The following is an 11,101-nucleotide window of genomic DNA, read 5'->3' as shown; positions in this document are numbered from 1 at the left end:
CAAGCGCGCAGGCTATCGAAGCCGGTATCGATTGCGCAAACAGATCGTCGAGCCTGTCTTCGGCCAGATCAAGCAGGCAAGAGGCTTCCGCCAGTTCCTCCTGCGCAGCATCGACAAGGTCAAAGCCGAATGGGCCATGATCTGCACCGCCCACAACCTCGCAAAACTCGGCCGCACGCTGAGGAAAAACTTGTCTCCCCAAAAACCCTTCAGAACTCGCTTCGCTTGATCCCAAGTCCATTACTGGGACAGGCTCCTAGGCTACCTTCGCGCAGCTCTCGGACCTGGCCTTGATTGCCTGGTTGACAAGCGCGTCGTTCTTCCATGTGTGCAAATGGACGCCGTGCAGCGAACCGGCTGGTGATGCGGTGGCAGAGCTCAAGGAGACCAGGCAGGCGCACATCACGGTTTGGTGGAATGGCGGTTCTCTCGGCGGCGCAGCCTTTCGCGAGAGGCTCTATCTGACGCTGGACATACTGGTAACTAACGCCCACAACGGCGTTGGCCGCAGAAGACTGTTTGATGATTGAGAAGATGCCGACAATGACGTAAGCGGTCATCACGGCTGCAAGTAACAGATTCCCGATCGTCGTGACGGGCGCGGCTCAGACGCGACGATAAAGCCGAATATGTGAGATGCCGCACAAATCTGTGGTGCAGCGGGGTGCGAATTGCGGCGCTGGCTTGCGCGGCTCGCGAGATCAGGTGCTTTGATATAGTCCGAACAATTCGAATTGATCGATCAGAAACGTGCTTGTGAACACGAATATCCAGCCGACGAATGAGACTGTCGCAGCCGTCACCGCGCCATAGCTTCCTCGGCCTGCCGGATGCCACTACCAGATTAGCAGCATAAGGCTCGCAGCGATCAGTACTTCGCTCAATGCGCTTCGGCACTTATTGTGTCCAGGAGTCTTTGAAGCGCTTGCGCGTCCTGACGCTGTGTTGGATGGCAAGCGGAGCCATCCGCCCCCTCTACGGCAAGCGATGCGATGCATGTCTGCCGGCCCGTGTCGATCGTCTTCGGCACGACTTGGCCGCTTACGAAACAGACAACAGATAGAATTGTGATGAAGAAAGCGATGTCCGCGGCCGATCCATAGAGAAAACTGACAATCCTTGAAATTCGAATTCCGGACGACTCCTGGATAATGCGGTGGGTGGGGGTCATGATCGACTCCGCTAAGCCAACACTGCCCCACGCAGTGGGCGCTAAAGAATACTGAACTCACGGCTCAAAGCCCTGACGAGGCACTTGGTTTGTCAATAACACGATAATAGGTTTTTTTGAGGACAGAATCGTCCGGAATCTGCTCAACAGGGCCTCTCGATCCTGGTAGCTGGACGGTAGTCGAACGGTCGCGCTACGCTCCGACCATGCGGTCGTTCTTGTGAGCGTGCTATCCAACGCTTCGACCGAATTGCGCAACCAAGACGAAATCAAGGCGCTCTACCTCGGCGCACGCCGCGAAGTGCAGTCGGCGAGAAGCCGCTGACGCATGCCGTTGCCTGACTTTGATTGACAGAGAGGAAACGCTCCTGGCTACGGACAATCCAGCGCGCAAGATCAATCAAGACGTTTATTCTCGAACGATAGGCGGAGCAATCGACATGTTCTCGACGATCTGCACTATGAACCCGACGATCGGCGGTATGGCGATCCGCAGGGCTTGCGCTAGGACGACAGTGTTCATGGGGCCAGCAGGGTGGGGCCAGCCGGGCCTCCTGGTCAGAAACTTGTGAGATGAACGCCCTCATAAGCCTTAGCTCGCATCGAGGCGAGCGGCGATATATTTTTCGATACGGAGGCAACGATTTTAGAACGGGATAGGGGTGTCAGGCGCCCCCGTACCCGCGACTGGACAGCAAAACTGATCGGAGTACCAGTTTGTGGTGCAGGAACCGCTTGGCGCGATGGCGAGCACTGGCAGTTTTAAGGCGCACCGATAAGCAGCACCCGCTGCAGTGCCCCGCGAATGATTCCGTCGTCATAGACACGAACACGCGTCGCCGGTCCACGGCTTCGGCTGTTTCGACTCCGATCTACAGCATCGCTCGCCTCTAATCCTGTCTGGCAGGGAGAGGGGTTAGCAAGTTTCGTTCGGTGACTCACAAACCAGCTTTTCTGGCCGCGCGAAGCGCGCAATTCGTGTCCAACACCTGACAGCGGCACAAAGTCCGTCAGATTCAGAACACCGGTCGGCTGGGCGCGTGGAGTATTTTTCAAAGCGTAGTCAGACGCTTAATGCGCGCTGGCGAAAATGGCACGGCTGTTGCTGTTGAGATCCAGCAACACTGAGAAAGAGCCCGAGTGCATCCAGAGCGCAAAACGAGCGATGCTCCTTCCCTTGAACCCGTGTGCCCCGTTCTGAGAGAGATAAGCTGGCGCAAAAAGTCGCGCAACGTTTGGCAATAGTTATGGAGAACAACATGGTGCTGCGCATGGAGTCCCCAGCTCCTCCGATCAAGGTGGAGAATTGGCTGCGTGGCCAGCCCCTCACGAGCTTCCAGCCGGGAAAAGCGTACATCGTCGAATTTTGGGCAACTTGGTGCGGATCCTGTGTGGCGGCGATGCCCCATCTGGTGCAGCTGCAAGATAAATACAAAGACAGCGGAGTTGAGGTCCTCGGAGTCGCAGCTTACGAACGAGCTCGAACGGCGGACGAGGCCCGAACCAACTTGGACGCATGGTTGACCGAAAAGTTCTCGAATCTCAACTACCGGATCGGATTCGACTACACAGGGAATATGAACAAGCTTTGGATGGATCCCAGCTTTTCTGTCGTGATTCCCACCTCGTTCGTCGTCGACCGTGACGGCCACATCGCCTTTATCGGTTTTCCAACGCAACTCGATGACGTTCTGCCGAAAATTCTTAACGGCGGCTGGCGCACCAGCGATGAAGCCAAAGCCGCCGATACAGAGCGGATCGCCGAAGGCGAACGTACAATTCGCGAAAAGACGCACAAGCGAGCGTTGACTGAGCCGATCTTCGCCAAACTTACGCCGGCGATGAAGGCGGAGGATTGGGCGAAGGCGCTTTCGGCGCTCGAAGAGGCCGTCGCTGTAATGCCGGACGACGTCAACTTCCGCGTGCTCCATGCGGATCTGTTGCTTCACAAAGTGCACGACTTGCAGACCGGCTTGCCGGTCATGAGCCAATTGGTTCGCGACGCGATCGACAAAAAATCCGAGCTGTGGATGGCCGGGGCGATGCGCCAACTCTTCGATCCGGCGAATGACAACTCCCACTTCCCACCTGCCGAGCGCCTTGCGATGGGTAAGGAGTTGTCCGAACACATCCTGGCACTGAATCCTCCGCAACGCGGCGACGGCTCCAAGTTCCTGTCCTATGGGGCGGTCGCTCAGTATTATTATGAGAGCGGCAACAAGGATCGCGCGATCGAGTTGGTCGAGGTGGCGCTGAAGTCGCTGGACGGTTCTGAGCCTATCCCCGACGAACTGAAACAGCACGTTATGTCGCTGTTGGTCCAAGCGCTGGCCAACTACAGGGGTGAGAAGGCTTGCTACGGGGCTCTTTGTGCGACTCCGCAAGATGGGTTTCCGAAAGAGTCAAAGCGCAGGCGCCGGAAGAGAAAACATGAAAAAGGGTAATAGTCGGAATTGCTCACGGGTGAATTCGTCCATTTCTCCGGCGGACCAGTGGCACCTAAAGACCATCGAGTACAGCGCTGGATCGTTTGCGGCAGGTTGGAGTTCAAATTGCGATGACCTCCGGCCGGATCGAGGCGGACGTGATCTTCCAGGTGAAGTCGCGCCGTCATCCCATGATGCAAACACTCCTAGGTCTACACGAAATGCTGAACGACTCCTTCGTCATAAAAATGCACCCTTTGCGCACGGCCATGGCGGCGCCCGGACCTAGGCGGCCATCTCCATGCTTCTGCAGACGGGCGAAGATGAATGATGTCGATCCGCATGCCTGGCTCACACAAACTATCGAACGGATCGCGCAAGGTTGGCCGATTTCTCAGATCGATGCTCTCATGCTGTAGAACCCTCAAAGCTTGAACCGCTTCAGCTGCGCTTACGCAAAGAGGGGGTGAAATGGGCAGAACATTTCGATCGCAGCCCCCAAACTCCGGGCATTATTGCGTCGCCTCGGACGGCAGCGCCAAGCATTGGGCACATCGCGTCTGGATCGAAAGGGTCTTACGCCGCGTGTGGCAGAAACTGCTGGCGCCATGATCGTTAAAGATGACAAACCACCCATCGCAATCGGCGTGGTGATCCCGTTCGTGTTCCGTCACTGGCTAAAGCAGCCCGTCCGCGTCGCGGTCGTCCTCGTCGGCTTCTTAGGGGCAACGGTAGCCGACCTGTTCATGCCGGTCTATTCCGGTCACTTGGTCGACGCGCTGACATCAGGTCCGTCCGACCAGGCAGCACGGCAGGCGGCGTTCGTCGCCTTCGGCGGCATCCTCGCGCTTGGCCTGATCTCGATCATATTCCGGTTAACAGGCTCGCTGGCGATCGTGCCGTTCACGCTGAAGACGATGTCGGATGTGGCGCGCGAGGCCTTCATGCGGTTGCAGCGGTTCTCGACTGACTGGCACGCCAACTCTTTCGCCGGCTCGACCGTGCGCAAGATCACACGCGGCATGTGGGCGCTCGACCTGCTCAACAACACGATCCTGATGGCATTGTTGCCGTCGCTAGCGGTGCTCGTGGGCTCGATGATCCTGCTCGGTCTGCATTGGCCGGTCCTCGGCGGTGTGATCGGTCTCGGCGCGGTGATCTATGTCGCGATCACGATGGCATTCACGATCGGCTACATCGCGTCGGCGGCGCGCGTCTCCAACACCTGGGACACCAAGGTCGGCGGCACGCTGGCGGACTCGCTCACCTGCAATGCTGTGGTGAAATCCTTCGGTGCGGAGGCGCGCGAGGATGCTCGGCTTAACGGTGTCGTCAGCCGCTGGCGGGCGCGGGTACTGCGCACCTGGCTGCGCTACAACGCCACCGGCCTAGTGCAGCTCGTGATGCTGTTGTGCTTTCGCGCTTCCGTGATCGGCGGCGCCATTCTGCTGTGGATCGCCGGGCGCGCCTCGCCGGGCGACGTCACCTATGTGCTGACGAGCTACTATATCATCCACGGCTATTTGCGCGACGTCGGCATGCAAATCAACAATTTGCAGCATTCGGTGAACGACATGGAAGAGCTTGTCACCATCCATGGCGAGCCGATCGGCATTGTCGATGCGCCCGACGCCAAGCCGATCGACATTCAGGGCGGTAGGATCACGTTCAACGACGTGACTTTCCTTTATGTCGGGCATCACGCGCCGCTCTACGACGGATTGTCGATCGACATTCGCGCCGGCGAGCGCATCGGTCTGGTCGGCCGTTCCGGCTCCGGGAAGACCACGTTCGTCAAGCTGGTGCAACGGCTCTACGACGTCTCCGGCGGCCGTATCCTTATCGACGGCCAGGATATCGCGAGAGCGACGCAGCAATCGCTGCGGAGCCAAATCGCGATCGTGCAACAGGAGCCGATCCTGTTTCACCGCTCGCTGGCGGAGAACATCGCCTATGGCCGGCCCGGCGCCAGCATGGCGGCGATCGAGCAGGCGGCGCGGCTCGCCAATGCGCACGACTTCATCCTGCACCTGCCGAAAGGCTACGGCACGCTGGTCGGCGAGCGCGGCGTCAAGCTGTCGGGCGGCGAGCGGCAGCGTGTCGCCCTGGCGCGCGCGTTCCTGGCGGACGCACCGGTCCTGATCCTGGACGAGGCGACCTCCAGCCTCGATTCGGAATCGGAGGCGCTGATCCAGCAGGCGATGGAGCGGCTGATGAAGGGACGCACCTCGATCTTGATCGCACATCGGCTGTCGACGGTGCGCAGCCTCGATCGCATCCTGGTGTTCGACCGCGGCGAGATCGTCGAGCAGGGCACCCACGCCGCGCTGATCGCGCGGCCGGGCGGCGTCTATCGGGGGCTGTTCGAGCGGCAGGCCATCGAGTTCGGTCAGATCTCGGCGGCAGGCCAGACTAAAGCATGGCTAGCCGCATCCCCGCAGCCTTAGGGTTATTTACCTTGGCTGCAGCTGATTGGCATCGCGCCGGTCAGCCCCCCGGCATCTCATCGATATTCACCGCGAAGGTGTAGGATTGTCTTGAGGGAAAGCGTCTCTAAAGCGGGAATAGGCGATCAAGGACAATCGGAGATTCCGGGCCTTTTGCTGGCGAGTGTTATGACCAAAGCGAAAAGAAACTATTCGCTCATCCTCAAGCGCGATGTGAATGTCCTGTGGGATAGCATTGGCAGTGATGACCAAGCTGTTTTCGATTTTTGTGCGACTGTTTCGGGACAGCGAATTGCTCAAGATCCCGTCTGGCGACCTTGAATTGCGCCAATTGGATAAGGACTTTGAGCGGCGGATCTGTTGTTCAGGCGCTGACTACGAGAAATTTTGCAAAAAAAGATTGTCGTCAAGTTAAAGCCAGGGGACCTCGTCGTCCTTTGGTCATCATCCTTAAGCAGGCGTGCAAGTTTGCCTCAAGAGGTCACCTTCGTCATTTGACGGCCTGTATTGTCGTGTTCAGCCATGTCCAGTTGAGGACGTTATGTCCGCGACTCGACACTAACGCTTAAGTATTCTCCGCTTCGGAGCGAAGTGCATGGATTTGTTCCTTTTCAAGCAGGGCCTGCTCAACGTTTTGGGTGGCACGCTGATTGCTGGGAGACGGTGAAGGATCTGTTGCGATCATGCCGGTCCCGCAGCTGCCCGCCTACGGATACAAATGAAGCTTGCTCGACTGATCCAAATCCACGCCATGGAGGCTGCACTGTTGAGTGCGGCTTCATCAAATGAAGCTTTGCCGCTTCCATCACGCGTTCCGCTGTCGTTGATCGCGCTGGATACCTCTCAACACTGGCTGGCTTTGATTAGCATTCAACCCGGTTACTTCCGAGCGAATGCAAATCAGTGTGACCGGGTTAAGTCGCGATGTGGTGCGGCGCATACGGCGAGAATTCCCCAACCTACAGCATGGAGTAGCTGAATATGGCACATTGGTCTGCTTCGGTGCTCGCAGACGCTTGCAAACCGGGCGATTGGGATGGGCAACCACCTGCAGTCGCATCAATTCGCTCCAGCATCTTTGTTGGCAGTGGTACGCTAGCTATCAGGTGTGCTCAGCTAGTAAGTAAGATGGGTCATGTCGTCTGCGCGGCGCTGTGTGCCGACGCCATATTCCGGGAGTGGGCTTCTCGCGCCAATATCTTGTGTGTAGACAGTGTTGAAGAGCTCTCCGTGTTGATGAATGCCGACCCGGTAGACTGGATATTTTCCGTAGGAAATCCATTCATACTGCCACCGGATGTGTTTGCCCGAGTCCGTCAAGGCGCTTTCAATTACCAAGACGGCCCGTTGCCACGATATGCGGGAGCTCATTCGATGTCTTGGGCGCGGCTGGCACAAGAGACCGACTCTGCCATCGGGTGGTATCGTATCAATGATGGTGTTAATAGGGGTGAGTTGGTGGTTGAGCGCCAAGTTTCTATTGCGCCAACCGATACGGCGTTGACCCTGAACCTCAAATGTCATGAAGCCGCTGTCGAAGGCTTCCGCGAGCTTCTAGCTGGCTTAACAAATGGAGAGCTCCATGCTGGTTCGCAGGCGCCAGTGGACGGAAGCGTTTCTCCGAGGCGTCGACGCCCAGATGGTGTGGGCTGTCTGCGATGGAATCGCTCCGCGCAAGATCTCTCAAGGATCACACGCGCCTTAGACTATGGACCGTATCATTCCAATCCGTTGTGTCTGCCGAAGGTGCACCTAGGGGATGATGTTGTCGCAGTCAGGCGCTTGGAGGTATCTGCTGGACGCTGCGGCCTTCCGGCAGGGTCCCTGGTTAAAATCCACCGCAGCAACTGGCGTGTGGCGACAGGGACAGAGGATGTTGATGTTTGGTTTGGCAGCTCAGACGGTCTGACTCTGAATGCACGGACACTCGCGAGGCAGTCCGGTCTGAATGTAGGCGATCGCCTCCCGATTTTGAGCGATCAGGAGGCGTAGAGCATAACTGTTGCCCATGGAATGGTGGCGCCTCGGGAGAACTTTTGGCGGCAGCGGCTTGAGCAGTTTAAGGAATTGCAGATTCCGTTTCTGTCGTCTTCGGAAACTGCGGCTCCGCCGAGATGGCAGTCGAGTTCCTGGCTCATTCCAAGTGCCTTGGCCGAGTTGTCGCCATTTGATCGTACTGAGTACTTGCTGAGTGCTTGGCTGATCTATCTCGCTCGCATCACGGGAGAATCAGAGCTTCAGCTGGGGTGGACTCCCGCAACGAATGGATCGCGAGCCGGGATGAGGGCGGTGGAGGTGCTTGTCGCCTCTGTCGTGCCGATGCAAATGACCATCGATCTCGGTCGTGATTTTGCAGGAGTACGCAGGGCAGTCGCGGCCGAATGCGCGGATCTGAGAGAGCACGATAGTTTTCCGCGGGATCTTATTGCGCGCTCTCCGACGTTGCGCGGCATGGAGGCGCTACAATCGCGCCGGCCTTGGCCGATTGGCGTGACGGTGACCGCGAATAGCTGTTCTGCCGCTGGTGATCTACCTTCAGGCCCGAATTCTGAGACAGCCCTTTCCGGTGATTTCCTAACGTGTGAGGTTTGCGCTCTGGATGGGAGCTTTCGGTGGCACTTTGATGCCAGTCGCTTGGCGCCCAAGCAGATCGACCGTATGACGCAGCATTTGCAAAACTTGTTGTGTGCTGTGATAGCCGATGCGCAGCAGCCGGTCGCACGGGTTGAGCTGCTGTCATCCGAGGAGCGCGCATACCTCTTGGAGGAGCTGAACCGGACCGCGGCGCCCTATCCGTCGGAGCGGTGCATCCATGAGCTGTTTGAGGCGCAGGTGCGCCAGGCGCCGGATGCGATGGCGGTGACCTATGCGGACGATCGCTTAAGCTATGGCGAGCTCAATGCACGGGCGAACCGCTTGGCGCATCATCTGATCGCGCTCGGTGTGAGGCCGGATCAGCCGGTCGCGATTTGCCTTCAGCGCAGCCCGGCGATGGTGGTGGGGCTTTTGGCGATCCTCAAGGCAGGGGGCGCGTATCTGCCGCTCGATCCGGCCCATCCGCCCGCGCGGCTGCGGCAGGTTCTTGAGGATGCGGCGCCGCAGTTGGTGCTGGCCGATGCGGCGGGGCGCGCCGCACTGAGCGATGTGGGCGTCGATGTGAGGGTGGTCGATCTCGCGACTGCGACACCGCCCTGGGCAAATCTGCCGGCGTCGAATCCGGATACGCGCGCGCTCGGTCTGACCTCGCGCCATCTCGCCTATGTGATCTACACCTCGGAATCATCAGCCACGCCCAAAGGCGTCGAAATGTCCCACGGCTCGCTTGTGAATTTGCTCTACTCCTCACAGCTTGGCGCGCCCAAACGACGCACACTTCAGTTCACGACCCTGAACTTCGACGTGTTGTTCCAGGAATTGTTCAGTTGTTGGAGGGATGGTGGCCTGCTCGTGCTCGTGCAGGAAGAGACCCGTGCGGACTTCTCCGCCTTACTGGAATTTGTGTGGGGGGAGGCGATCGAGCGGCTTTTCCTCCCATTCGTCGCGTTGAACGATTTTGCGGAGGTTTGGGGCACTAAGGGAGTGCTGCTGCCCTCTCTGAGGGAGATCTATACAGGGGGTGGGCAATTGCGGGCCACCCCAATGCTCAGTTCGTTCTTCGAATTGCACCCAAGGGCGAAGTTGATCAATCAGTATGGGCCCACAGAAACCCACGTTGTTACGGAACACCATCTCGCGGCTGACCCAGCATGTTGGCCCCAACTGCCTCCCATCGGCCGACCGATCGCTAACACGCAGATTTACCTGCTTGATAGTCATGGTGAACCCGTTCCGTTTGGCGCTGTGGGGGAGCTTTACATTGGCGGCGCGGGGCTGGCGCGTGGCTATTTGAACCGGACCGAGCTGACGTCGGAGCGGTTTTTGGCCGATCCGTTCAGCGGCGAGGCCGGGGCGCGGATGTACCGGACCGGCGATCTGGCGCGCTATCTGCCGGACGGCAATCTGGAACTTCTTGGGCCGCAACGACGACCAGAAGAAGGTCTGCGGCTTCCGGATCGAGCCCGGCGAGATCGCGGCGCGGCTCGTTGAGCACGCCTCGGTGCGCGACGCGGTGGTGGTGGCGCACGGGGAGGATGCGGCCGGAAAGCGTCTTGTCGCCTATGCAGTTACGGCTGCCGAGCACGCCGGCGAAGCTGAGGGGCCTGAACTTTCCGCCACGCTGCGCACGCACTTAAGTGCGTGCTTGCCGGAGTACATCGTGCCGTATGCATTTGTGCGCCTTGCGGCGCTGCCGCTGACGCCGAACGGCAAGCCCGATCGCAAGGCACTGCCGGTGCCGGCGCCGAAGGATGAGGCGTGTGCAACGGGGCGGCTATGAGGTGCCGCAGGGCGAGATCGAGGCCACGTTGGCGCAGCTCCGGGCGGAGCTTCTGGGTCTCGCGCGGGTAGGGCGGCACGACCAACTGTTCGCAACACACACGGGACGGGCACTAGGTCAGCGTTTTCTTGGTTCGAATCATATCAGGCGACGTCGGCGAGTTTGTAGGACCATGTGTGGACGACCGGATGGCGATTGACGTCGTCGATACCAGCCATGATGCGCTCCTTGAGTTCGTGTTTTGAGGCCACCCGGATATGGCGCAGGACTGAACGGGCGAACTTGGAGAAGAATCCCTCGATGAGATTGAGCCATGAGCCGTGCTTGGGCGTGAAGGTGAGCTCGAAGCGCCCGCTTGGTCGAGTGGCGAGCCAGGCTCTGGTTTCTCGCGAGATGTGCGCGGAATGATTGTCGAGGATCAATTTGATCGCAGTGTTCGGCGGATAGGCGGCATCGATAAGCCTGAGGAGTTCGACGAACTCTCGACTGCGGTGGCGATCTTTGACAAGGGCGTGGACCTTGCCGGTGAGCAGATCAATCCCAGCCAACAGGCTGAGCGTGCCATGGCGTTTGTATTCATGATCGCGCGCAAAGGTGGCGTGGACGCCAGGCTTGGGCGGCAAATCCGGCGCCGTCGTTGCGATGGCCTGGATTCCCGGCTTCTCATCGCAGGAGACGATCG

At 58.9% G+C, this 11,101-nt stretch carries 10 protein-coding genes and 1 pseudogene; 9 read left to right on the top strand and 2 right to left on the bottom strand.

From position 1 onward, the window contains the following. Window positions 1-229: transposase (locus tag CQ13_RS39915; protein WP_156434206.1), on the top strand; the 229-nt coding region annotated here is incomplete at its 5' end. Between the two features lie 61 nt (window positions 230-290). Then, the gene (locus CQ13_RS44150) at window positions 291-530 is read left to right on the top strand and encodes a hypothetical protein (protein WP_156434205.1); all 240 of its coding nucleotides are present in this window, start codon (window positions 291-293) and stop codon (window positions 528-530) included. 350 nt (window positions 531-880) lie between these two features. Here CQ13_RS44150 and CQ13_RS44145 read toward each other — a convergent pair whose 3' ends face one another. Then, window positions 881-1,171 (bottom strand): hypothetical protein, encoded by a 291-nt coding sequence (locus CQ13_RS44145; RefSeq protein ID WP_156434204.1) that lies wholly within the window; start codon window positions 1,169-1,171, stop codon window positions 881-883. A 1,259-nt stretch (window positions 1,172-2,430) separates the two neighbouring features. On the opposite strand from CQ13_RS44145, the gene CQ13_RS39910 reads away from it, so the two are divergent. The 7 genes and pseudogenes from CQ13_RS39910 (at window position 2,431) to CQ13_RS44915 (ending at window position 10,419) form a co-directional block, all read left to right on the top strand. Continuing rightward, window positions 2,431-3,615 (top strand): TlpA disulfide reductase family protein, encoded by a 1,185-nt coding sequence (locus CQ13_RS39910; RefSeq protein ID WP_156434203.1) that lies wholly within the window; start codon window positions 2,431-2,433, stop codon window positions 3,613-3,615. Window positions 3,616-3,832: 217 nt separating this feature from the next. Continuing rightward, a pseudogene (locus CQ13_RS44140) lies at window positions 3,833-4,016 on the top strand (transposase domain-containing protein); the annotation flags it as partial. Window positions 4,017-4,205: 189 nt separating this feature from the next. After that, window positions 4,206-6,044, top strand: a complete 1,839-nt coding sequence (locus tag CQ13_RS39900) for an ABC transporter ATP-binding protein (protein ID WP_057848233.1) — start codon at window positions 4,206-4,208, stop codon at window positions 6,042-6,044. A gap of 168 nt (window positions 6,045-6,212) precedes the next feature. Then, window positions 6,213-6,365 carry a hypothetical protein gene (locus CQ13_RS44135; protein WP_197427601.1) on the top strand — a complete coding sequence of 51 codons (153 nt, stop codon included), beginning with the start codon at window positions 6,213-6,215 and terminating at the stop codon, window positions 6,363-6,365. 660 nt (window positions 6,366-7,025) lie between these two features. Further along, entirely contained in the window at window positions 7,026-8,036 is a 1,011-nt protein-coding gene (locus tag CQ13_RS47540) for a formyltransferase family protein (protein ID WP_082637919.1), read from the top strand. Window positions 8,037-8,678: 642 nt separating this feature from the next. After that, window positions 8,679-10,130 (top strand): non-ribosomal peptide synthetase, encoded by a 1,452-nt coding sequence (locus CQ13_RS44920; protein WP_057848229.1) that lies wholly within the window; start codon window positions 8,679-8,681, stop codon window positions 10,128-10,130. Beyond that, window positions 10,054-10,419: an AMP-binding enzyme gene (locus CQ13_RS44915; RefSeq protein ID WP_057848228.1), complete on the top strand. Its 366-nt coding sequence runs from the start codon at window positions 10,054-10,056 to the stop codon at window positions 10,417-10,419. The genes CQ13_RS44920 and CQ13_RS44915 overlap by 77 nt, the downstream gene beginning before the upstream one ends. A 143-nt stretch (window positions 10,420-10,562) precedes the next feature. On the opposite strand, the gene CQ13_RS39880 is transcribed toward CQ13_RS44915, so the two are convergent. Beyond that, window positions 10,563-11,101: IS630 family transposase (locus CQ13_RS39880; protein ID WP_156434201.1), on the bottom strand; the 539-nt coding region annotated here is incomplete at its 5' end.

This window comes from Bradyrhizobium retamae (assembly GCF_001440415.1).
In the GTDB taxonomy this organism is placed as follows: Bacteria; Pseudomonadota; Alphaproteobacteria; order Rhizobiales; family Xanthobacteraceae; genus Bradyrhizobium; species Bradyrhizobium retamae.
The sequence above is the reverse complement of the archived record's forward strand: the minus strand, read 5'-3'. Positions and strand labels throughout refer to the sequence as shown.